General features: G+C 52.8%; 20 protein-coding genes. 17 read left to right on the plus strand and 3 right to left on the minus strand.

What is annotated here, in order from left to right:
- Positions 1-4 precede the first annotated feature (4 nt).
- From CBE73_RS18265 to CBE73_RS18290, 6 genes are all read left to right on the plus strand, one after another.
- A complete protein-coding gene (locus CBE73_RS18265; RefSeq protein ID WP_094095444.1) occupies positions 5-3,031 on the plus strand; it encodes an efflux RND transporter permease subunit in 3,027 nt (1,008 codons plus the stop codon).
- 263 nt (positions 3,032-3,294) lie between these two features.
- A complete protein-coding gene (locus CBE73_RS18270; protein WP_094095445.1) occupies positions 3,295-4,089 on the plus strand; it encodes a methionine ABC transporter ATP-binding protein in 795 nt (264 codons plus the stop codon).
- Between the two features lie 65 nt (positions 4,090-4,154).
- Complete coding sequence (locus CBE73_RS18275) at positions 4,155-4,823, plus strand: methionine ABC transporter permease (protein ID WP_094096408.1); 669 nt, start codon at positions 4,155-4,157, stop codon at positions 4,821-4,823.
- A gap of 144 nt (positions 4,824-4,967) precedes the next feature.
- Positions 4,968-5,816 (plus strand): MetQ/NlpA family ABC transporter substrate-binding protein, encoded by an 849-nt coding sequence (locus tag CBE73_RS18280; protein ID WP_094095446.1) that lies wholly within the window; start codon positions 4,968-4,970, stop codon positions 5,814-5,816.
- 156 nt (positions 5,817-5,972) lie between these two features.
- Entirely contained in the window at positions 5,973-7,793 is a 1,821-nt protein-coding gene (locus CBE73_RS18285) for a methyl-accepting chemotaxis protein (protein ID WP_094095447.1), read from the plus strand.
- A 66-nt stretch (positions 7,794-7,859) separates the two neighbouring features.
- Positions 7,860-8,444 carry an SLOG family protein gene (locus CBE73_RS18290; RefSeq protein ID WP_094095448.1) on the plus strand — a complete coding sequence of 195 codons (585 nt, stop codon included), beginning with the start codon at positions 7,860-7,862 and terminating at the stop codon, positions 8,442-8,444.
- A gap of 153 nt (positions 8,445-8,597) precedes the next feature.
- Here the strand turns inward: CBE73_RS18290 and CBE73_RS18295 are convergent, their stop codons facing one another.
- Positions 8,598-9,365 (minus strand): SGNH/GDSL hydrolase family protein, encoded by a 768-nt coding sequence (locus CBE73_RS18295; protein ID WP_094095449.1) that lies wholly within the window; start codon positions 9,363-9,365, stop codon positions 8,598-8,600.
- A gap of 214 nt (positions 9,366-9,579) precedes the next feature.
- On the opposite strand from CBE73_RS18295, the gene CBE73_RS18300 reads away from it, so the two are divergent.
- From CBE73_RS18300 to CBE73_RS18310, 3 genes are all read left to right on the plus strand, one after another.
- Complete coding sequence (locus tag CBE73_RS18300; protein WP_094095450.1) at positions 9,580-10,575, plus strand: Gfo/Idh/MocA family protein; 996 nt, start codon at positions 9,580-9,582, stop codon at positions 10,573-10,575.
- Between the two features lie 206 nt (positions 10,576-10,781).
- The gene (locus CBE73_RS18305) at positions 10,782-11,225 is read left to right on the plus strand and encodes a MarR family winged helix-turn-helix transcriptional regulator (protein WP_094095451.1); all 444 of its coding nucleotides are present in this window, start codon (positions 10,782-10,784) and stop codon (positions 11,223-11,225) included.
- Between the two features lie 70 nt (positions 11,226-11,295).
- Positions 11,296-11,865 carry an isochorismatase family protein gene (locus CBE73_RS18310; RefSeq protein WP_094095452.1) on the plus strand — a complete coding sequence of 190 codons (570 nt, stop codon included), beginning with the start codon at positions 11,296-11,298 and terminating at the stop codon, positions 11,863-11,865.
- Positions 11,866-12,001: 136 nt separating this feature from the next.
- Here CBE73_RS18310 and CBE73_RS18315 read toward each other — a convergent pair whose 3' ends face one another.
- Together CBE73_RS18315 and CBE73_RS18320 are read right to left on the minus strand one after the other, a co-directional pair.
- Positions 12,002-12,535, minus strand: a complete 534-nt coding sequence (locus CBE73_RS18315) for a hypothetical protein (protein WP_094095453.1) — start codon at positions 12,533-12,535, stop codon at positions 12,002-12,004.
- 83 nt (positions 12,536-12,618) lie between these two features.
- On the minus strand, positions 12,619-13,560 hold the full coding sequence (locus CBE73_RS18320; RefSeq protein ID WP_094095454.1) for a hypothetical protein: 942 nt from the start codon (positions 13,558-13,560) through the stop codon (positions 12,619-12,621).
- A gap of 196 nt (positions 13,561-13,756) precedes the next feature.
- On the opposite strand from CBE73_RS18320, the gene CBE73_RS18325 reads away from it, so the two are divergent.
- From CBE73_RS18325 to CBE73_RS18360, 8 genes are all read left to right on the plus strand, one after another.
- On the plus strand, positions 13,757-14,539 hold the full coding sequence (locus CBE73_RS18325; protein ID WP_094095455.1) for an HAD family hydrolase: 783 nt from the start codon (positions 13,757-13,759) through the stop codon (positions 14,537-14,539).
- A gap of 7 nt (positions 14,540-14,546) precedes the next feature.
- Positions 14,547-16,496, plus strand: a complete 1,950-nt coding sequence (locus tag CBE73_RS18330; protein WP_094095456.1) for an ABC transporter ATP-binding protein — start codon at positions 14,547-14,549, stop codon at positions 16,494-16,496.
- The gene (locus tag CBE73_RS18335; protein WP_094095457.1) at positions 16,477-18,399 is read left to right on the plus strand and encodes an ABC transporter ATP-binding protein; all 1,923 of its coding nucleotides are present in this window, start codon (positions 16,477-16,479) and stop codon (positions 18,397-18,399) included. Before CBE73_RS18330 ends, CBE73_RS18335 begins: the two co-directional genes overlap by 20 nt.
- Before the next feature lie 689 nt (positions 18,400-19,088).
- Positions 19,089-20,348, plus strand: coding sequence for a GTPase HflX (gene hflX, locus CBE73_RS18340; RefSeq protein WP_094096409.1), 1,260 nt, complete (start codon positions 19,089-19,091; stop codon positions 20,346-20,348).
- Positions 20,349-20,585: 237 nt separating this feature from the next.
- Entirely contained in the window at positions 20,586-21,362 is a 777-nt protein-coding gene (locus CBE73_RS18345; RefSeq protein ID WP_094095458.1) for an ABC transporter permease, read from the plus strand.
- Positions 21,359-22,159: an ABC transporter permease gene (locus CBE73_RS18350; RefSeq protein ID WP_094095459.1), complete on the plus strand. Its 801-nt coding sequence runs from the start codon at positions 21,359-21,361 to the stop codon at positions 22,157-22,159. Before CBE73_RS18345 ends, CBE73_RS18350 begins: the two co-directional genes overlap by 4 nt.
- A 118-nt stretch (positions 22,160-22,277) precedes the next feature.
- Positions 22,278-23,258: an ABC transporter ATP-binding protein gene (locus tag CBE73_RS18355; RefSeq protein WP_094095460.1), complete on the plus strand. Its 981-nt coding sequence runs from the start codon at positions 22,278-22,280 to the stop codon at positions 23,256-23,258.
- Positions 23,259-23,398: 140 nt separating this feature from the next.
- On the plus strand, positions 23,399-24,001 hold the full coding sequence (locus CBE73_RS18360) for a hypothetical protein (protein WP_094095461.1): 603 nt from the start codon (positions 23,399-23,401) through the stop codon (positions 23,999-24,001).
- Positions 24,002-24,057: the final 56 nt, after the last annotated feature.

Consider the following 24,057-nt stretch of genomic DNA (forward strand, 5'->3'; position numbering starts at 1 on the left):
CAAAATGGAGAGGTTAACCAAATGGACTTTTCACAACAAAGCTGCAGTCGGACTGCTGATTGCGATGGCTTTGGTCATCGGGGTGTTCAGCTACACATCGCTGCCGATGGAATTTATGCCGGAGGCAGACAATCCGCAGGTGACCGTCACCGTGCTGGGACAGGGGCAGAGTGCCGGGACGATGGAAAGCCAGGTCACGAAACCGATGGAGCAGGCAGTCGGCGCCATCAAGGGCAAAACAGAAATGTTCTCGACTTCGGGCGACGGTTACGCCCAGGTCAATCTGTATTTTGATTCCAAGACGGATATGAAGCAGGCAGCGCAGGACGTGCAGAAAGCTGCAGACAGCGTGGCGCTCCCGGACGGGGTGATGAAACCTTTTGTCGTACAGCTCAATACCTCAATGATCCCGGTGTCGCAGCTGACGATCTCCTTTAAGGACGGATTAACGGAGCAGAACGTGCAGAAGGCGGAAGACGAAATTCTGCCGGCGTTCCAGCAGCTTGAAGGGGTAGCGAACGTCAGCCTGGGCGGCAAACCGGAGTCCGTGGTCAGCGTAACGGCGGATGCAGGCAAGATGGCTGCTCATCAGATCACGTATCCCCAATTGATGACGGTGCTTCAGGGCCGCAGCCTTTCGGTTTCGCTGGGGGAGCAGGCGATCAACGGTCAGGCCGGCAATGTGAATATCACGTCTACCGTAGATAATTTGGACACGCTGAAGGAACTGCCGGTAGTGCCTGGAGTGAAGCTGGAGGATGTCGCTTCGGTTCAATTCAAGCAGCAGCAGGAAAGCGTCAGCCGGTCGAATGGCAAAGATGTTTTGTTCGTTATTGTAACGAAAGAAGCGAATGCCAATGCCGTCGATGTCGGTCAAGAGGTGCAGAATGAAGCCGAGAAGCTGAGCGAATCGGGCGACGTGCAGGTTGAGGTGCTCGTCAGCACGTCGGATATGGTGGTGGACTCCGTTAACAGCATGATGCGTGAAGTGTTGATGGGTGCCTTGTTCGCCACGATCGTTATCCTCCTGTTCCTGCGGAATTTGCGGGCAACGCTGGTGACGGCTATCTCTATCCCGCTTTCGCTCGCCGTTACACTTTATCTGCTTAAAGTATCCGGCATTACGCTGAACATTATTACCTTGGGGGCCGTGGCGGTAGCTGTCGGGCGTCTGGTGGATGACAGCATTGTCGTGATCGAGAACATCTATAGAAGGCTGCAAAAAGAGAAGTTCTCGCTGGACATGATCGTCAACTCAACCAAAGAGGTGGCTGGCGCCATCACATCTTCGACGATTGCCACCGTGGCGGTCTTTCTGCCGATGGGCATGCTGCGCGGCTCGCTGCAGGATTTCCTGCTGCCGTTTGCGCTTACCGTTACCTATTCGCTGCTCACCAGCTTGATCGTGGCGCTGACCGTGGTGCCGCTGCTCAGCTCCTGGATGCTGAAGAAGTCGCATTTGAGGGAGCCGGAACCATCGCGCCGCTTCGCCTCGTTCCTCAGCTGGAATCTTCGTTATAAATGGGTAACGTTATCCCTGACGCTGATCCTGTTTGCCGGCTCTATCGCGGCTTATATCCTGATGCCAAAGGCCGCGCTTGATTCCTCGGACGCAAGCTTTGTTTCGGTACAGCTCAGTTATTCAAGTGATGTGCCGGTCAAGGAAGTGCTGGAGAAAGGCCGCCAGCTGGAACAGGACTTGATGAAGCAGGAACAATCCAAGACGGTCGTTTTACAATCCGGCAACAGCTCGGACAGCGCGCAGTACGGAAACGTAAGCTCCTTGACTCAGGTCGATCTGACGATTGTCCTCCAGGATGGAGCGGATGCCGAGAAGCTGGTTGACCATGTGAATGGACTGAAACCGGATTATGAAGGCGCCACGCTTACCGCTGCCACATCCGGGCTTATCAGCGGCGGAAGCTCGGCCGTGGAGAACATTGACATCGTAGGCGACGACTTTGCGGCTATCAGCAAGGTAGGGGATGAGGTTCAGGCTGCGATTCAAGGTCTGGATGGCGTCGACAAAGTAACCAGCAATATGAAGAATACCAAACCGGTATACAGCTTTGAAGTTAATCCGGCTTTGGCGAACGGCCAGGAGGTGGCCCAGCAGCTCGGAGCGATGCTGCGTCCGGTTCCGCTGGGAACCATTGAATGGAGAAGCAACCCGGTGAACGTCATTCTGGAGCCGATGATTGAGCCGAAATCCGAGCAGGATCTAAAGAATTTGACCGTGGTGACGGCAAATGGTCCTGTGCAAATCACAAAATTGGCCAAATTCGAGGTTCAGAACCAGCCGGCCATGCTGTATCACAAGGAAGGGAAAACCTATCTTCGGATCAGCGCCGAAATGGATCCCAAAAAGGTTTCAGTAGCAGGCGCTCAAATTAAGGAGCAAACGGACAAAATCAAGCTTCCTGAAGGGGTAACGCTCGCATTGGGCGGCGCCTCGGCCGATCAGGCCGCAGACTTCATGGATCTGGGCATGACCGCCTTGATCTCCATCGGGCTGGTCTACCTGATCATGGTCTTGACCTTCAAGACGCTGCGGGCTCCACTTGCGATTATGTTCTCACTGCCGCTCGCTGCAATCGGGGCCGTCGCTGCGCTCCTCGTGTCCCGGGTGACTCCGGATTTCACCGCGTTGTTTGGCGCCTTGATGCTGATAGGCATTGTCGTGACCAACGCGATTGTCTTGATTGACCGTATCAAACAGAACGAACAGCATATGCCGATCCGGGAAGCGATCATTGAAGCTGCCGGTGTCCGGATGCGTCCGATTCTGATGACGGCGATTGCTACCATCTGTGCGATGCTGCCGCTGCTGCTTCATCCTTCCGAAGAGGGAAGCATCGTATCACAAAGCCTGGCCATCGTGGTGGTCGGCGGATTGGCTGCAGCCACGCTGCTGACTTTGTTTGTTATCCCGGCCATGTATGAGCTGCTTCATTTCCGTAAATCGGCACGCCAGCGGCGGGATCAAGCCCGTCAAGCGAAGGCGCAGGAAGCCGGGGTTGTGGAGGGCTGAAGATTCCACCGGACCCGCAGGGAAATGCAAAGTAGCATATCAAACTCTTTCCTTATACCGAGAACCGCCCAAGGCGCACGGCTGCTGCGTTTTGGGCGGTTTTTGCCTGTTTGGGTCCGGTGGATTCAGGTAATCAATATGCTAAAAATAGTGACACAGTCTTCAATTTGAACTATAATTGCTGAGGATTGCAAACTATAACAGATATTTAATAATTGTAATACAACAATAATCACACCCTGTGGGAAAGGCGGAGGCAGAACATGATTTCGCTTAAACAGGTCGGCAAAACCTACGGGACACCCGGACAAGAGGCTTTTTCAGCCGTTCAGGATGTCTCCCTCCATATAAAGCCCGGCAGCATACATGGCATTATCGGGGAAAGCGGCGCCGGGAAATCGACGCTGCTGCGCATGATGAATATGCTGGAGCGTCCGGATACCGGACAGGTCTGGTTTGAAGGCCTTGAGCTGACCGGCATGACGGAACATCAACTGCGGGAGGTTCGCCGCCAATCCGGCATGATCTTTCAGCAGTTTAATCTGCTGCACAACCGGACGGTTGCCCGCAACGTGGAGATGCCGCTTGAACTGGCGGGCGTACCGGGGAAGCAGCGGCGGCAGCGGGCTGAAGAATGTCTGGCCATTACAGGCCTGACCGATAAAGCCCGTCAATATCCGGCGGCGCTGAGCGGCGGACAGAAGCAGCGGGTAGCGATTGCCAGGGCGCTTGCGCCTAATCCGAAGGTGCTGCTCTGCGATGAACCGACGTCCTCGCTGGATCCGCGGATGACGGTTGATATTTTGAGCGTGCTGCGGGAGATTAACCGCAGTCTGGGAGTTACGATCGTGGTCGTGACACACGAAATGGACGTGGTCCGCCGGCTCTGCGACGAGGTTTCGGTGATGGAGGGCGGCCGTCTGACCGATCAGTTCGCGCTGCCGAACCGGAGAACGAGACTGCTGGAAGAGGGCGCCGATTCCGGCGATGAGCTCCTCATCCCGTCTCCGGCCAGTTACCGCGAGCAGCTGCTTGGGAAAGAGGGTGAGCGGGAATGATAGGAACAGGGCTTAACGAGCAGGCGGTGCTGTTTACCTCCTGGCTGGCTTCCGCTTCGGACGGCATGTCGCTGTACGACAAACTTGTCCATTATCAGACCGAAATTTGGAAGTCGATCGGCCAAACGTTCGAGATGGTCGGGATTTCGCTTCTCGCCGCCATTCTGCTTGGCCTGCCGGTCGGCACGCTGCTGTATTTGTCCCGCCGCGGGCAAATGTACGAGAATCGTACATTGTCCATGGTGGTTAACACGCTGGTGAACGTTGTCCGTTCGTTCCCGTTTCTGCTGCTGGTTGTTTTCCTGATTCCGTTCACGCGGCTGCTAGTGGGCACGTCCATCGGAACCATCGCGGCTTCGGTGCCGCTGGCGATCGTCGCTATTGCTCATTATGCGAGGCTGGCGGAGCAGTCGCTGCTTGAAATTCCGCGCGGCGTCATTGAAGCGGCGAGATCAATGGGCTCTTCAAGGCTGCAGATCATTCGGAAGTTCCTCTATCCGGAGGCGCGTTCGGGTCTGGTGCTTGGACTTACCTCCTCTACGATCAGTTTTATTTCTTATTCAACCGTGGTGGGGATTGTAGGCGGCGGCGGTGTTGGGGATTTTGCGATCCGCTACGGCTATCAGCGATATGAGATGGATATTACGGTATTTATCATTATCCTGATGATCATTTTGGTCCAGGCCGTGCAGTTTGCGGGCAGCCGTCTGGCCGCTTGGCTGGACAAACGCTGAGCTTCGCCGGAAGGCAAAAGCGATGGAGTAAAGAGATTGAGCATGCAATTAGGATGCAGTTCGCAGCCCCCGCTGCGATTCAAATATAGCCGTTTATGCGGCAGCATCAGGTAAGGCATAATGAGAAGAGAGGGTGGGTTTTACATGTTTAGAAAAATGGGATTGCTTTCGCTGACCTTGGCGATCGCGTTTGCCGCAGCAGGCTGCGGGAAAAAGGATGACAACGCCGGGAATGCAGCGGCTACTGCATCAAACGATGCAGGCAAGGAAGTAACGCTGAAGGTTGCTACATTGATTCCGCCAATGACGGATATTTTGGATATTGTAACGCCGATTTTGAAAGAGGAGGGCGTTAATCTGGAGCAGGTCGTCCTGTCCGATAACGTACAGCCAAACGACGCGCTGGCTAATAAAGAAGTGGACGCGAACTTCTTCCAGCACGTTCCTTACATGGAGCAGTACAATGAAAGCAAAAAGGCAAACCTGGTTGCTGTGCAGCCGGTCTATAACGCCATCTATGGCGCTTACTCCAAACGTTACAAATTGATCGACGAGCTTCCGGACGGCGCAACGATCGTGATCGCCAACGATCCGTCCAACATCGGCCGTTCCCTGAATATGCTGGATGTAGCGGGTCTGATTAAATTAAAAGAAGGAACAGGCATCAACTCCACGCAGGCGGATATCACCGAGAACCCGCACAAATTCAAGTTTCAGGAAGTCGATCTGCTGATGCTGGCCCGCATGCTGGATGATGCGGATCTGGTGCTGATGACTCCGGCGTATGCCAAGCCGGTCGGCCTGACGCCAACCAAAGATGCTTTGATCAAGGAAGGCAAAGACGACTCCGAGTTCGCGATTACGCTTGTTGCCCGTGAAGACAACAAGGATTCCGACGCGATCCAGAAGCTGGCTAAAGCCATCTCCGGTCCTGAAGTGAAGAAATTCCTGGATGACAATTATTCGGATATTGCCATTCCTGCATTTGAATAAGGTTTGAGTTTGTCTCGTCCCCATGCTCCTGCGGCAAGCAGCGAGGGTGGGGATCTTTTTTTCAGAAAAATTTCAGTTTCTACTCATATGGGCTTCAGCTTGTCGATTTATTCTAAATAGGCATAATAGACTAGATGCTTCTGGGGAGGGAACGTCATGCAGTGGTTTAGCAATATGAAGATCGGCTACAAAATGAGTATGCTGCTGATTTGTTTTTTAGTTTTCTTAGCTTTCATAGGATTCACGGCATTGGGCCGGGTTTCAGACGGTAATGCCAAAATCGTAGAATTAAATGATTCCAGACTGGTACCGATTGTAAATTTGGAAGATATCAAATCCAGCATTGAATACATACGTTCACAAGCCAATTCCATGATGACGGTCGGCAGCGATGATGCCAAGAAACAACCGATTCAGGATGAAATCAACAACCGTGCGGCGGAAACAACGAAACAAGTAGAGGCGTATAGGAACAATACGGACTTTAAAGAGGCCATCGAAGCGTATGATGCTTTTATAGCGGCCAAAGATGTTTTTCTGAAAAAGCATGGGGTAGGGGCCGTTAATGACGGCATACCAGGGGAAATACCGGGGACCGCACTGGAAGGAGCAGCGTCTGCAGCAGGAGGCTCAGCGGGACAGACTGGAGCAGCGGATAGCATAGGAGCCGGATCGGCGGTCCCGGCTGCAGGCGGCCTTGAGGAAATTCAGGCATTTGATGCGTCCAGAACTGCGGTCGTCAATGCCTTCGACAAACTGATCAATCAGCAGGTAGCAAACGCTAAAGCCACTTATGACGACAGCAGGAACGTTTACAAACGCACGCTGATTACTTTGGCGACCGCCCTTCTGGTCAGCGCACTTATTGTCCTGCTGATTGGTTTCCTGATTACCCGCTCGATTACGGTTCCGGTCAAGAAGGTTACGACCAAGCTGAAAGAAATCGCCAGCAGCGGCGGGGATCTGACCGGGCGGATCGATTATAACAGCAGGGATGAGATCGGAGAGCTGGGCTCCAGTTTTAATGAATTTGCCAGCAAGCTGCAGATGATTATTAAAGAGGTATCGAGCGTGGCGGAAAATGTGGCCGATTCCAGCCAGCAGCTGAACGTTCAGGCCGCAGCGACGTCGAAGTCGCTGAAGTCCGTTTCCGGCACGATTGCCGAAATTGCAGCCAGTTCCTCCGACGGGGCAGCGGTTGCCGAGGAGACGACGGCCAGCTTAACTGAAGCGGCCGCCTTCTCGGCCGCGACTTCGCAGGCCAGCCGGGGCACTACAGAGAGCAGCCGACGGGCCCGCAGCGCTGCGGAGGATGGTGCCGAGCGGATTGCCGAAGTCGTCGCCTCCATTACCGAGATCGCGGCCTCCTCGGAACACGTCTCCGGCGTGATGTCGGAACTGGACGAATCTTCAAAACGGATTGCCGACATGCTGAAGGTGATCGGCGATATTGCTGAGCAGACTAATCTGCTTGCGCTCAATGCAGCGATCGAAGCTGCCCGGGCTGGTGAATCAGGACGCGGGTTCAGTGTAGTAGCGGATGAAATCCGCAAGCTGGCGGACGAAAGCGCAGCCGCGGCTAAACAGATAGCCGGGCTTGTTCAGGAGAACGGGCAGAGATCGAGCTCTGCCGTTGATTCGGTCAAGCGGGTCGAAGATAAGGTGGCCGCAGGGGTAGAGAAAGCATCTCAGGTCAGCGGCAATATCGAGGAGATATTGGCCAGCATTACCTATATTGTTGAGCAGATCGAAGCCATTGAAGACGCCAACGCCAGACAGGCCCAAAGCGCGGATGAAATGTCCAAGGCGATGGACCAGCTGTCTGCGGCGTCCTCAGATATTGCGGAAGGCACAGACAACATGAAGTCCGAAATCGATCAGCAGCTTGGTCTGATGGGGGAAGTGGAGAAGACGACCGGGGAGCTGGCCTTGACCGCGCAGCGTCTGCGCACGTTGACCTCCGGTTTTACGATCTAAACGTTCCATCCGCCTCCGGAATGTACTATAATGAAGGGCATCTTTGGACCGGAGGTTATTAGAAGTATGAAAAACCTGCTCGTTACCGGCTACCGCGCGCATGAGCTGAATATTTTTAACCAGAAGCATGAAGGTATTCCTTATATCAAACAAGCGATTATCAATAAATTGATCCCGCTGATTGAGGAAGGGCTGGAATGGGTGATTACCCCCGGCCAATACGGCGTTGATCTGTGGGCGTGCGAAGCCGCCATTGAGCTGCGCAAAACCCTTTATCCCCAGCTGAAGTGTTCGATCCTGGCCGCATACACCAATCCGGAGGAGAACTGGAAGGAAGACAAGCAGGAGTATTTCCGGCAAATCACGGAGCAGGTTAATTATTACGGAGCCGTCAGCAAGCAGCCCTACAACGGAGTATGGCAGCTCACCGCACGCGACGATCTGCTGCTGCGCAAAACCGACGGACTGCTGCTCATATACGACGAAGACGCGGGAGAAGCCAGCCCCAAATTCATCAAGCTGAAAGCTTTGAAGAAACAGCAGCAGGAAGGTTATCCGGTCATCACCATTAGTGCCGAGGATATCGAAAGCGTCGTGAACGAAGCGAGAATGGATGAACCCGGGATGGACTTCGGACCGGAGGATGTATAACATAAACGAAAAAAGAAGCTTTTCCCTGAACCATGGAAGCCGCGGGCAGCCATACAGGGAAAGCTTCTTTTATGTTTAGGATGAACCAGGGAAAGCAGGTATCAGAGTACCTTTATCTTATATCGCAGCTTCTGTAGTTTCTGTAGCTTCTCTTTACCGAAGTTGTTCTTTCATACCCGGCTGGAGCAAATGCCCATAATTGTTGTTCAGAAATTCAAGCACTTTATCACAAATGATGCGGTGGCCGTCTTTGTTCGGATGAATGCCGTCAACGCATAGAAATTTAGTGAAATCGGGATGAGCCAGGAAAGCGCTCCGTACGTCGATCATTTTCGTTTTGGTCAGCTCCGATACTTTCAGAATGGTAGAGCTGTAGCGTTCCTGCCACCAGTAAATTTTCGTGACGCTGCCCAGCCATTTCATGATGTTGCTCTCCGCTGCGGAACTGCTTCCGCTGACCCATTTGAAGTAATTGTCTGCGTTCAGAGGAGGGAGATTCATCAGAATCGGGGTAATCTGCTGGCTGCGCAGATATTCGATCGTTTCGGTCAGCATGCGCTCAAACAAATTGAAATCCGTCTTTGGATGATGCTCGGCTTCGGGATTCTCGGCAATCTCCTGCCAGTTGAAATCACAGTCGTTGCCTCCGTATTCGATAAGCACGATGTTAGGCTTGTCTTTAGAAATATCCTTCTTGAGGCTGCTAATGCCTCTCATCAGCGTATTGCCGAATCTGGCCGTATTCCGGACAGCCCCCTTTACCTTATCCTGCAGCAAAGAAACGTAATTCTCCTCCAGAATCACGTATTTGCTCCGGTCCTCGTCATACACGACCCCTTTGGAAATGGAATCGCCACTGACGATATATTTGAGCTCTTCGCCGCTGTCTGCCGCAGGGATAATATGGTCGATTTCCAGCATGCTCTCACCTCTTTTATCCGATTAATATGGGTTATCTTTATTGTAATCCAGCGCAAATGGGCAGGGCAAGCGGCCCGGCTGCCCGGGAGATAGTTGAAAAGGCTTCCATTATGAAATATCCAAACTTTCTTTGAGGTGATAGAATAGAACCGGAATAGAATAGAACCGAATAAGAGGAAACACCCACTACGACTAGGGATCAGGAGGGATTCGCATGGCACAAACAGAACCGAAGAAAATCAAATGGGGCATTCTAAGCACCGGCTGGATTGCCGAGATGTTTGTTCAGGACTTGGCTCACGTTGCTAACGGGGAATGTGTGGCGGTTGGCTCGCGAACTTTGGAAAGCGCTTCTAAATTTGCTGAGAAATTTGGCATTCCGCGCGCTTACGGCAGTTATGAAGAACTGGTTCAGGACCCGGACATCGATGTCATTTACATAGGCACACCACATCCTTATCATAAGGAAAATACGTTAACCTGCCTTCGCGCGGGCAAAGCGGTATTGTGCGAGAAACCTTTTACGCTCAACGCCCGGGAGCTGCAGGAAATGATCGACCTGGCCAAGGAGAAAGGTTTGTTCCTCATGGAGGCCATGTGGACCCGCTTTCTGCCTGCGATCCGCAAAGTCAGAGAATGGATTGCCGAAGGGCGGATTGGCGAAGTCAAAATCGTCAAAGCCGAATTCGGCTTCAAGGCGGATTGGAACCCGCAGCACCGGCTGCTGAACCGCGAGCTTGGCGGCGGAGCTCTGCTGGATGCGGGGATTTACCCGGTATCCTTTGCATCGATGGTTCTCGGTCCTTCTCCGGAGCAGGTGCACAGCACCGCTCATATCGGCGAAACCGGCGTGGATGAGCATTTCTCCATCCTGCTGGATTACGGCAGCGGCAAATCCGCGCTGCTTAGCGGAGGTGTACGTATTGGCATGCCGAACGAAGCGATCATCTACGGAACCGAGGGATATATCCGGGTTCCTTCTTTCCTGAGCGCCACAGCGGCAGCCCTGTATATCAACGGGGAAGAGGCTGAAACGTTTAAAGATGACCGCGAAATCCACGGCTATAAATTTGAGGCGGAAGCAGTCGGCGAATATCTGCTGGCAGGCAAAGCGGAAAGTGATATCATTTCGCTGGACGAATCGCTGAAGCTGATGCAGCTGCTCGACAAGGTCCGCGGCCAGTGGGGCCTGGTTTATCCTACGGAATAAATAGAGCAAGGTAAGTTAATCATGGCACAGGCCAATGAAGCCGTCCTTTTAACCTTCAAGTTTGAAGGGGAAGGGCGGTTTTTCTCCGTGTTCAGATCCTCAAGCTGCCTGCTGTTCGTCGGTCATCTGTGGCTTAAAGGCATAAATTTGTATCATACACCTAATTAGGTGTATGATACATATAAATTGGTTGGAAAGGAGCACCTGTGAGACAACGATATGTCGAAGAGATCGAGCATGAAGTGATCGCGATGATGCGGCGGGCCGATTTCAAACGGACGCTGGACGGTTCGGAAACCTCGATGGACCGCTCGGCTTATTTACTGCTGAAGTGGCTGGAGAAGGATGGACCGGCGGCGATTGGAGCGATTGCCGAGGCTTTCCAGCTGGACCATTCCACGATCAGCCGGCAAATTGCGGCGCTTGAAGGCAAAGGCTGGATACAGCGGACGCCAAGCCCCGAGGATGCACGGATCAGCGTGATCGGCATCACGGAGACCGGCGCGGAGGCCGTTGCCTCAGCCCGGAGCAAGCGGACGGAATCATACGGCAGGCTGCTGCAGGATTGGACGGATGAAGAAGTGGAGACCTTCTCTTCACTGTTAACGCGGCTGAACCGGACGATTGACGCCTATAAGCGGCGGAAATAAACCACGGAATCGATTAACTCCGGCGTATATTCGCGCCAATACTATACAGTAAATTCCAAGGAGGATTATTATGAACGAATTGAATGTGGATTTTAGCAAAACAGCGCTGGTGCTGATCGACCTGCAGAAAGGGATTGTCCAAATGTCGGATGGACAGGAAGTCGTCAATCAAGCAGAGAAACTTGTGAAGCTGTTCCGGAAAAATAACGGCTTTACCGCTTTCGTAAACGTAGCTTTTCATGACGGGAAAGACATGCTGCAGCCGTTCACCGATCAGCCGGCAGCCCAGGCAGGCGGCGAACGTCCGGCCGATTTTGCGGATTTTGTACCCGAGCTTGAGGTTGGGCCTGCAGACTATGTCGTTACGAAACGGCAGTGGGGAGCTTTCTTCGGCACGGATCTTGATCTTCAGCTGCGCCGCCGCGGTATCGATACGATCGTGCTTTGCGGCATTGCCACCAACATTGGCGTAGAGAGCACGGCAAGGGAAGCATTCCAGCACGGCTACAACCAGGTTTTTGTGACGGATGCGATGAAGACGTTCAGCCAGGAGCAGCATGATGCAACGGTGAACTATATTTTCCCGCGTATTGGTAAGATCAGAACTACCGAACAGTTTCTGGCTCAAGTGCAGGCCTGATTGAACTAAAAGGGGCCGGCCCCTCCGTCAACCAGACGGTGGTGGGCCAGCCCTTTTCTTTGTTCTCTTTGTTTCTTGATTTCTTGGTTTCTTGGTTTCTTGGTTTCTTTCTTCTGTCCCTTGTTCCAGTTCGGCGTTAGCCCTTTTGCGGCGTGAAACCTTCTTCAGCTAAATATTCGCCGGCTTCTTCCCGGGTTTCAAAAGCCATTTCAAGGCTTTCCCCGGAATAGATGTACCAAAGGTCGTCTTCGTATTTCAAGGTCAGCGTTTGACCGCTGTCATTCGTCCAGATGCCGCCGGAGGTCTGCGTGCGTACAACAGACGGAACAGGCGGGGCGTCGGAAGCGGCCGGGGAAGGGGAAGCACCGGCAGGTTTGTCCGGTTCGCTGCCGTCTCCGGACAGGGATAGAATCGATTTTGCGACCAAGCTGCGCAGTTCAGCTTCCGAGTAATCGCGGATATTAACGAAACCTTTATCATCGGTTTCATAGCCTTCCAGAAGGCCCGCGTAAATGAAGCCGTTACCGTTTGGATGGATATGGTAGGCTACGGTCTTTTTGTCGTGCACACTTTGCTCATAGTGAAAATTAACCCGCTTCAGGGAGACGTTTCTCCGCTCCAGCTGCGGGAAGGATTCAAGAATCTCTAGTTTCTGTTCAAAGGTTAACATCGTTTTATCCAGCCTTTCGGGGTGATCATGGCTTGTAGGCATGATCTTTATAGATTCGTCTGTGATTATACCATAAGACGTTTCTAAAACATGCTCATGAACCCGCCGAACAAGGCCTGTACGGCGCTGAGCACTGTGGAATACAACATTGTATAGATCAAATAGAACGTAATGGCATTCACGATAAACAGACTGTACATACCGTCGAGCCTGCCGATCGCCAATCTGGAAACCGGATGGCTCAGCAGAACAACATTAACTGCCAGAATCATAAATAGAATGGCTGCCATGAAGAAGAGATATGACAACCCATACAGCGTAATAAGCGCGGACAAATCGGCCAGGAGCAGGCAAGCGGCCACAGGCACCAGCAGTGCTCCAAAGCGGGAGACGGTGAAGGCCGCCCGGCTTTCCGTACCATTAAGCTTGAGGAGGCCGCCGGTCAGCCCTGCGGATACCGCCAATGTTAAGGCCATCAGGAACAGCGGCTTGATGAACGTGGTTCCGAAGGAAATATGCAGCGGCTCCAGCCGGATCACGAAATACAAGGCAGATAATAAAGAAATGATAAACATCGTCACCAAGCCGTGAACCAAGTGGACACTGCTGATGCCGCGGACCGTCTGATAGGGCTGACCCAGCATATTCAAGAAATAATTCAGGTATCTTTGACTTGCTTTCGCCGCCAGCTGTATCCGCTCATTTCCGGCTAAGCCCCGGCCCGCTGTTTCATGGCCCAAGTTATGGCCGGGTTGGCCGGCCATTTGTCCGGATGCTGATGGGGAGTCTGGCTCAGCAGCGCCGGATTGCAAGCTCCGCTGGGGAACTCTGGGGAATACGTAATGATCCCGGTCCTCCGGCGAATAAGGAGCAGCAGCATGGGTTAGCTCGGCTGTTAGTTCGGCTGAAGATGAAGCTGCTTGGGTACTCTCTTGAGAAGTCTTATGTAGGATTGAATCTTCTTCCTGCTTATTGTTGAGGCTAATGTTGCTAGAGTTTCTGAAACGCTGGTCTGGATTTTCCAATTCACTTCCTCCTAAAATTTACATAAATAGTTCTTCTATTCTTCATGGTAAGTAATTTAATGGGCTTTGTACACCGAAAAATTGAAATTCAGACTGGAAATAGTCTGACAACGCTGCTTCTCTATAACCCGTGTTATACTTAGTTTTAATGGTGTTTCGGGGGAAATGAGCATATACAAAAGGAAGGAGCTTGTTCATGAAGGATGAACCTCATTTATCAGCCTCGTCCTCTTTGGACGGAAGGACTGGAGAACGGGTGCGCAAAGCGATTTTTCTGGATGTAGACGATACTTTGTACGACCATTTGAGTCCTATGCGGGAAGCGCTGGCGGAGGAGCTCCGGCTGCCGTCTGATTTTCCCTATGAACGGGCTTATTATCTGTTTCGTTATTACAGTGATCTGCTATCCGACAGAGAGGGCCTGTCCGCTTCTCCGGACAAGGACAAAATCGCCAATATGCAGAAGCAGCGGTTTATGCTGATGCTGGCCGATTTGGGGATTACGATTGACGATAAACAAGCCGGGCGCCTTCAGTCGGCTTATCTTGCCAGGCAGTTTGCGATCCGGCCGTTTGAAGGCGCTGTGGAGCTGATCGCCGGGTTGAGCCGGCAGGGGCATCTCGTAGGGTTAATTACGAACGGGGCGGGACCGCATCAAATGAAGAAAATCGAGGCCCTTCAGATGGAGGGTCTTATACCGAAGCAGAGAATATTCGTGTCCGGTGTTGTTGGTATGGCCAAACCCGATCCCGGGTTATTTGCCTATGTGAACCGGGTTACCGAAACCAAACCTGAACACAGCATTTATGTCGGGGATTCCTGGAGAAATGACGTAGCAGGCAGCCTTGGGGCCGGCTGGACCTCGATCTGGTTTAACCACCGCCGTGCGGAGCCGGAGTCTGGGCTTGATCCGCACCATGTGGTGTCCAGCTATGCCGAGATAAGCCGGATTTTATTAGGAGATCGTACGGGGGAGTGAGGAAGAAATGGCTTTCATTTTTACTTTTCTGAACAAATACCGCGTAGCAGCTGTTTCTGCCTTTGTTATGATGCTGGTCGAATTGGCGGTGGAATTGATTCAGCCTTATCTGATTTCCAAAATCATCGATGACGGGATTCGCGTGCAGCAGCTCTCAGTTGTCTGGTTATGGGGCGGTGTGCTGGTTGTCAGCGCTGTATTGGCGTTCCTGGCCGGCGTTTCAAGCTCTTTCTTCGCTTCGCATACCAGTCAGGGGTTTGCTTATGATCTGCGTGACCGGTTGTATAACAAGGTCCAGTCTTTTTCCTATTCCGTATTTGGCCGGTTTGCGGAGTCCTCGCTCATTACCCGGCTTACCGGAGATATAACGGTGCTGCAGGATATGATCTTTATGAGTCTGCGCTTTGCCACCCGTGTGCCGCTCGTCGTCGCGGGAAGCATGATAATGGCGCTTGTCGTCAATGTGAAGCTGGGCTTGTTCCTGACGGTGATGGTCCCGCTGCTGTTTGTGTTTGCTTTCTTCATGATGAAAGCGACGACCAGGCAGTTTCGCAAGGCCCAGCGCAGATTGGATGATGTGAACGGCATTATTCAGGAGAATTTGGTCGGTATCCGGCTGATTCGAGTGTTTGTACGGATGGGACATGAGGTGGAGCGATTCTCTCAAATGGCCTCCCGTCTGATGAATGACACGATAAAAGCGCTGCGGCTGACCGAAACGACGACACCGTTTATTCTGCTGATGATCAATGCCGCAGTAATCGTCATCCTGTGGATGGGCCGGGTGGACATTCATACGGGCAGCGCTACGGTCGGAGAGGTTGTAGCCGTGATCAACTATTCTTTGCGCGTTACGGGGGCATTGTCGGCGTTGTCCTGGATCATGGCTTCTTATTCGCGGGCGGGTGCCTCTGCGCAGCGGGTCAGCGAAGTGCTGGATACAGAAAGCGATGAGGCGATGTTCGAGGAACAATCAGAGGCTGACCGTACTTCTGGTTCAGCTTCTGCCGTGGGAGAGAGCCGGTCAACCGGGCGGCCGGATCACTTGGCTAATAGGACAGCAGCTCCTTCGGACGTTTCGGTCCAGATCCCGCGTTTTAGAGGAGCCGTCGAATTTCGGGAGGTCGGCTTCCGCTATCCGGGCAGCGAGGTGCAAATCCTCGAACAGATTTCCTTCGCGGCCGAGCCCGGGCAGACCATTGCGATTATGGGTGCGACCGGTTCAGGCAAGTCGTCACTGGTCCAGCTGATCCCGGGTCTGCATAAACCGACCGAAGGCAATCTGATCATAGACGGACAGGAGATATCCGCGCTGGATGTTTCCCAGCTTCGCAAAGCCATCGGGTATGTGCCGCAGGAAATTGTGTTGTTTGGCGGTACTATTCGGGAAAATATCGCCTGGGGGCGTGAAGACGCTACACTGGAGCAAATTCGGCAAGCCGCCCGCAGGGCCCAGATTCATAAGACGATTGAACATCTGCCGCTAGGTTATGACACGATGCTGGGACAAAGAGGCATTAACCTCTCCGGCGGGCAAAAACAGCGTTTGTCGATTGCCCGGGCGCTGGTTCGGGAGCCGGCGATTCTGATTCTGGACGACAGCACCAGCGCGCTTGACCTGCGGACGGAAGCGGCGCTGCTGAACGCGCTAAAAGAGCTGTCCTGCACAACCTTCCTGATCACGCAGAAGATCAGCTCAACCCGTTCCGCCGACTTGATCCTTCTTCTGGATGAAGGCAGGCTGATTGCTAAAGGCCGGCATGAGCAGCTGCTGGCAGACTCTTCGCTGTACCGGCGAATCTGCGAATCGCAGAATCAGCTTTCGGATGCGGACCTCACGGGTGCGGATCTTTCGAAGGCGGCTCGGCAGGAGGAATCTGCCCAGGCCGAACGCCTTCAGCCGGAGTCTGATAACGATAAAAGGGAGGGAGCAGCCCATGTTCAAAACCTTCGTTGAACCCTTTAAACATCCTTATCCGAAGCTGGAGCAGCTGGATTCAAGTGCAGGGGCCGCTGGCATGAAGACGGGAACGGCCGTCCCGGCCCCGGCAGCAGGCCCTGGCGCAAGAGTCGGAAGCAGCGCCAGGGGCGGGCTTAAACCTAAAGCCAAACCGAAGAACTGGTCTGCCACGCTCGGCCGGATTTGGCTTTATTTGGCCAAACGCAAGCTGAAGCTGATACTGGTGCTGCTGATGGTTGTATTCAGCTCGGCGCTTTCGCTGCTCGGGCCTTACCTGATCGGCACAGCGGTCGACCACTATCTTGAAGGAGGAAATGACGGGCAGTGGGTGAAGTTCCTGGCGGGGCTTGCTTTTGTCTACCTGCTGTTCTCCTTGACCTCCTGGCTGCAAAATATCTGGATGATCGAAATTGCCCAGGAGACGGTTTACCGGATGCGGTATGACCTGTTCTCTCATCTGCACCGTCTGCCTATCCCGTTCTTCGGCAAAAGGCAGCAAGGGGAGATTATGAGCCGGCTGACGAATGACGTGGACAACGTCAGTTCAACCCTCAACAGCTCGGCCATTCAGCTGTTCTCCAGCGTGCTCATTCTGATCGGCACATTGTCAGTTATGCTGTTTCTCAGCCCGCTGCTGACCCTGCTGACGTTCATCGTGGTGCCGCTCATGATGCTGGGCATGCGCTGGATTACCCGGCGAACGGGTCCGCTATATAAGCAGCGCCAGCGCAATCTCGGCGAGCTGAACGGGTTTATCGAAGAGACGTTGTCCGGACAGCGGATCATCAAGGCTTTTTCCCAGGAGGAAAAAGTGATTCGGGGCTTTCGGCAGCGGAACGAAGAGATCCGTTATTCGGGATTTTGGGCGCAGACGATTTCCGGCTTTATTCCGAAGCTGATGAACGGACTTAATAACCTCAGCTTTGCGATCGTTGCTGGTATGGGCGGGATTCTGGCGATTCGTGGCTCCATTACGGTAGGCGTTATCCTCGTCTTTGTCGAATATGCTCGGCAGTTCACCCGGCCCTTAAATGATTTGGCCAACCAGTGGAATACGCTGCTTTCCGCCGTGGCCGGTGCGGAGCGGGTGTTTGAGGTGATCGACGAGGAAGTCGAAACGAAAGATGAGCTTGAAGCCGCTCCGGTCAGCCGGGTGAAGGGGGCTGTGTCTTTTTCCCATGTTGGTTTCTCTTATGAGGGGAATGGCGATACACTATCCAGCATTACCTTTGAGGCCAAACCCGGTGAGATGATCGCTTTGGTAGGTCCGACGGGAGCCGGGAAAACAACGCTGATCCAGCTGCTCTCCCGCTTCTATGACGCCACTTCCGGCACGATTACGCTGGATGGCCGGGATATCCGTTCGATGAAACGGGAAAGCCTGCGCTCCCATATGGCGTTTGTGCTGCAGGATTCTTTTCTGTTTCAAGGGACGATCCGGGAAAATATCCGCTTTGGCCGGCTGGACGCTACCGACGAGGAAGTCGAAGAGGCGGCCAAGCTGGCAAACGCCCACGGCTTCATCAGCCGGCTGCCCGGCGGTTACGACAAGGTGCTGGACGTAGGGGGCAGCGGCATCAGCCAGGGACAGAAGCAACTGCTTGCTATTGCCCGGGCAATTTTGTCGAATCCCGCACTATTGGTGCTGGATGAAGCGACGAGCAGCATTGATACCGTTACCGAGCTGAAAATTCAGGAAGGGCTGCAGAGGCTGATGCAGGGCCGCACGAGCTTTGTGATTGCCCATCGCCTGAATACGATCCGCCAGGCTGACAAAATTCTCGTGCTGAAGGAAGGCCGGCTGATTGAGCAGGGCTCCCATGAGGAGCTGCTGGCCCAGGGCGGATTCTACAGCAGCTTGTATTACGGGCGGCTGGAAGAACAGCAGCAGGAGGTTTAGGGGAACCACGAAGCAGCTGCAGGCCCTAAGCTCAGCCGGGTAGAAAACAATTTAGGCTGTTTGCTCGTTTGTGCTGGGTGGTCTTTTATGGTAAGGTAAAAACAATTCTAAGGATCGGAGGGTTTGCGAAGCGATGTGGAACTTTATCCGTTTGCGTAATTACGCTTTGTGCATCTAATTGAATAGAGCTCAAGGTTCCTGCTTGGACAGCGGGACGAACGGGATTGGTCTGCATATGTACGTAAACCGGAATAGATAGCCGTGCCAGGCTGCAGTATAAGCTGCAGGTTGGTTTGCGGCTTCATCGAAGGGGGCGGACAACAGCGCCCTCTTTTTTTGTGCGCCTGGACGCTAGTAGAAGCGGGGAGGCTGGAGGGCGGTTTTTGCTGCACCGGCCTTTAACCTTTTTCGGATAGGACATTCCGGGCTCTGATATTCAGAATCAGGGTTCAGAATCAGGATTCGAATTCAGGATTCAGGATTCAGGATATTCAGGCCGGGTACAATAAAATCAGATTTTTCCGTTCGTATCCATCCGCCGTCCCGGGCAGGGACCAGGGACCAGGCGACAGCCTGCGGAGAAGGAACAGACGTGCATACAGCGGGAAATAGAAGCCGCCTGAACCTTAAACAGGGTGGGTTGCCCTTATTGGAGAGGTTCAGATCAAACGGAGGTAGATGAATAGATGATGGACATTCAAGAGCAGAAAGCGGTTTTGGTTGGTGTAAATTTGAACAATCAGCCGGACTTCGAATATTCCATGGAGGAACTGGCGAATCTGGCCGCTGCCTGTGACGTGGAAGTCGTTGCCGAGCTGACCCAGAACATGGAGAAGATCAATAAATCGCATTATATCGGTACGGGAAAAGTGGAAGAGGTCCGCGAGCTGTACAGCAAGCTCGAAGCCAATCTGGTCATCTTTAATGACGAGCTGTCCCCCTCGCAGATCCGCAACCTGGAGAGCGATCTGGACTGCAAGGTCATTGACCGGACCATTTTGATCCTGGACATCTTTGAGCAGCGGGCCAAAACGCGCGAAGCCCAGCTTCAAGTCGAGGTAGCCCAGCTGCAGTACATGCTGCCGCGCCTGATTGGCCTGCGCGAATCGCTGGGCCGCCAAAGCGGCGGCGTCGGCACCAAGAACAGAGGCGCCGGGGAAACCCGGCTGGAGCTGGACCGCCGGCGGATCGAAGAGAAGATCAGCGCTTTGTCCAAGGAGCTTGAAGTGGTGGTCGCCCAGCGGCAAATCCAGCGCAAGCAGCGGAGGAAAAATGAAGTTCCGGTCGTCGCTTTGGTCGGCTATACGAATGCTGGCAAATCGACGGTTATGAACGCGCTGCTGGAGGTGTTTGGCGGTGGAGAAGGCAAGCAGGTCTTCGAGAAAAACATGCTGTTCGCCACGCTGGAAACGTCCGTCCGCAGCATTGAGCTGCCGGACAACAAATCGTTCCTGCTTACGGATACAGTCGGGTTTGTCAGCAAGCTGCCCCACCATCTGATCAAAGCGTTCCGCTCGACCCTCGAAGAGGTGGCGGAAGCCGACCTGCTGGTTCATGTGGTGGATTACGCCAATCCGAAATACGAGCAGCTGATCCAGATCACTGAGCATACGCTCAAGGAGATCGGGGTTAAGGACATCCCGACGATTATGGCCTACAACAAAGGTGATCTGGCTGGCGTTGAGATTCCGAGAGTCGAAGACGCGGCGATTTATATGGCCGCCAAACCGAGAACCGGCGTTGTCGAATTAGTTGACCTGATCAAGCAGCAAGTTTTCAAGGATTATGTAACCTGCGAAATGCTGATTCCTTATGATCAGGGGGCTGTCGTTTCTTATTTCAATGAGCATGCCAATGTGCTGGAGACGGAATATGAGAACGAAGGAACCCGGCTGAGACTGGAGTGCAAAACGAAGGATCTGGAGAAATACAAGCAGTTCGTGCTGTAGCCCGGAACTCTAAAAGCTAAGCTCTAAACTGGATAAATGCATGAATTCACGGTCCCTTACAGGACGGTTCCTTACAGAATCGTTCCCTAAAGGGACCGTATTTTTTAGTAAAGCACATTTCTCAAAAAATCTTGCCTGGATTGGAACATTCTGGTATGATCGAAGCCTTCTCACAAAATTGCCCTTGTCTGAAGTAGACGGATCAGCCGTCACTCACACTTATCGGAGGTGCTCCACATGCTTTATTTCACTTTGGCTTCCAAAGCCTACGCCCGCAATTTGCAGTTCAGGGGCGCGCATCTGTTTCACAACATCGCTAGCGCCGCGTTTGGGTTCTTGTACGCCAGCCTTTGGATCGGTCTGGGACAGGATCACAGCTTAGGCGAATACGGTGTGAAGGGAATGGTGGCCTACATTGCCTTTAATCAGGCCGCCTTATGGATTACAACTTTTACCTCAAACGGGCTTGGGATTCCCCAGTCGGTCAGGACAGGCCAGATCTCGCTGGATCTGATGAGGCCGATCCATTTATTCAGCCACCTGATGGCCCGGGAATGGGGGCAGCTTGCCTACCAGTTTGTTTACAAATCCCTCCCTATCTTTATTCTCTATTTCTTCCTGTTCCATTTGGAGCTGCCGCGAACGTTGTCCGGCGTACTTTCATGCCTGCTGGGCCTTCTGGGAGCTTCCTATATGTCGATCTGCATCAACTATTTAATAGGCGTTACTGCGCTCTGGACGACAGAATCGAATTGGCTGTATTGGGGCAATTACAGTCTGAGCAATCTGTTGTCCGGCTTTTTTGTGCCGCTGGAATGGCTCCCGGATTGGTTGGCCCGGCTTGCCTGGTTGTCCCCTTATCCTTATCTGCTGTATGTTCCTTCGCGATTATTTCTGGGATTAGGCGCCGGTTCATTGCTTTGGGGAACCCTGTTTTGGTGTCTGCTGCTGACCATCCTCTGCCTGTTGGTTACCAGACTGCTGCGGCAAAAGGTGGAGGTGCAGGGCGGATGAGAAGCGAGTCCTGGCTGTCTATTTATAAGCTGCTGATTCTGACAACGCTGCGGAGCCGGATGCAGTATAAATTCAACTTCGTATTTGGTTCGCTGATGGCGGCAATCGTCCAGATTAATGAATTCCTGATGGTCGCTATCGTGCTGTATAAGTTTGGGGAAATTAAGGGCTGGTCGCTTTATGAAATCGGCTATTTGTATGCCGTGTTGACCTTGGCGAGAACGCTTTACCGCACCTTGGGAGATGAAGTGCATCATTTGGAAAAATATTTGGTGAGCGGGGACCTTGACGGCGTGCTGATCCGGCCGCTGCCTGTCCTCTTGGCCTTAATGCCGCAAGGCTTCCGCTTGATGATCGGTGAAGTGCTGCAGGGCGGCTTTGTCCTGGTCTTGGCGTTCATCGGTTTGCTGCGCAGCGGGCAGATAGGCTGGACGGCCATCCCTTTGACAATGTTTATTATCGTGGCTGGAGCGGGGATTTTGTTTGCCATTGGACTTGCGACGGCGACGATGGGCTTCTGGACGACACGGATTTCCGAGCTGCAAAATCTGACGGAAGATGCGGCGAGAGCCGCCGCGCAATATCCGCTGACGCTTTATCCGAAGTGGCTGTCCGGCCTCCTGCTGACCGTAATTCCGGTTGGCTTGGTCAACTACATACCTTCCCTTTATATTCTGCGGGGAGAATTAGGTCTATGGGCCGTTGGCCTGACGGGTTTGGGAGCGGTGTTTTTTTTGCTGCTGAGCCTGTGGTTCTGGCGGTTTGGGCTGACCAAATATCAAAGCACTGGAAGCTGACGGCAGCACATGTCCCCCCCCCGGGCGGTCGAAAGACAAAAGGGCGGAGAAGGGCCGGGGGACAACGCGAACCATAATAAACAATCCTAATAAAGGTATCCGTGAAGGAGGAGGAAACATGCGCATAGAAGCCAGACATTTAAACAAACAGTTCAAAACCCCGGTGGTGCGGGAAGGACGATTTGCCGGACTGCGGTCTTTGTTCGCCCGGGATTACCGAATTAAAGAAGCCGTCAAGGATATCAGCTTCAACATTGAATCCGGCGAATTTGTCGGTTATATCGGCCCTAATGGTGCCGGCAAATCAACAACAATCAAAATGCTGACCGGCATCCTGCACCCTACAGGCGGGGAGGTGCTGCTGGGCGGAATCAACCCGCACCGGGAACGGAAAAGGGCCGTCCGGCGGCTCGGAGTTGTGTTCGGACAGCGCAGCCAGCTGTGGTGGGACCTTCCGGTCAAGGATTCCTATGATATTCTCGCCAAAATGTACGGCGTAGACGAGGCGCTCAAGCAAAGCCGGCTGGCACAGTTTGCAGCATTGCTGGACCTTGAGGAATTCTGGCTGACTCCGGTCCGCAAGCTGTCGCTGGGACAGCGGATGCGGGCCGATTTGGCCGCTGCGCTGCTTCACGATCCGGATCTGCTGTTCCTGGACGAGCCGACGATCGGGCTGGACGTCAATGCCAAACGTGAAATCCGCCAGTTTCTGAAGATGCTGAATGCCGATTTCGGCAAAACGGTTCTGCTGACCACTCACGATATGGACGACATCGAGCAGCTGTGCAGCCGGGTCATGGTGATCGGGAATGGGGAACTGTCGTTTGACGGCACGGTCCAGTCCCTGCGGGATACGATCGGCCTGCCGACGAGATTCAGAGTCACTTATCGCGGTGAAGTGAACATTCCTGCGATTCCTGCGCTGGACCATGCCAGACTGGCTGTCACCTTACAGGAAGGCAGCGTCATCACCGTTGAAGCCAACCGGAAAACCATCAACACGATGGAGGTGCTTCGCGAGCTGGGCAGCTGGGGAGAAATCGAAGACGTAGAGATGGCAGAACCCGATTTCGAGGAAGTCATTCACCGGGTTTATTAGGGATTATTCGGAAATGAGCTAAACCATAAATAAACGGGTAGAAAAATCCAATATATGGTAGTATGAATGCAGGCTTAAGGGTGAAATGAATCGTTTTATTGAGGAGTGGTAAATTGAGGCGTGCAGGAGTAGTTTTATTAGTGCTAGCAGGAATGTCCTTAGTGTCAGCCTGCAGCAATGACGACACAGACAGGGTCATGATGTCCGAACCCCTCGTGGAAGCCCAAGACAAAGACCAAGTGAAAAAGGCTCTCAATGAGCATATAAACTCGAACCCTGGTGAGAAATACGTTGAAAGGTTCTCTTATCTGAAACAGCTGTCTTTAGAGAAGCAGGAGGCTTTTGCTCGATTTAAATCGGAGAGGAACCTGCAAGAACTTTACGAGTTCACTCCTGAAGATATGGTGCTGGTTTATCTTTATTGTCTATCAATAGGCGACCCGGACTTAATATATGAGATTACTTTTAATGGGGGGCAACTTCCTGACCGAGATCAATTTCGGAAAGATTACTTCGAGTATGTAATGAATTATGATTCTGAAACAGCCATGCATTACAGGTATTATGATTCTATAAAAGTGGATGAGAGTACGGCCAAGGAAAAGCAAGTAACTGTACTTATAACGGTTAGTATTGAAACAACGACCCATACTATGGCTTTAGGACTGCAACGGGAAGATCAGGTATGGAAATTGGATATCTATCCTTTGATACAAGATTATATAAATAAAGCAAGCAAGTAAAAACAAAACCCAATAGGTTACTCAGGTATAATCAATATTAGAATTTAACATAGCCA

Source organism: Paenibacillus physcomitrellae (genome assembly GCF_002240225.1).
In the GTDB taxonomy this organism is placed as follows: Bacteria; Bacillota; Bacilli; order Paenibacillales; family Paenibacillaceae; genus Fontibacillus; species Fontibacillus physcomitrellae.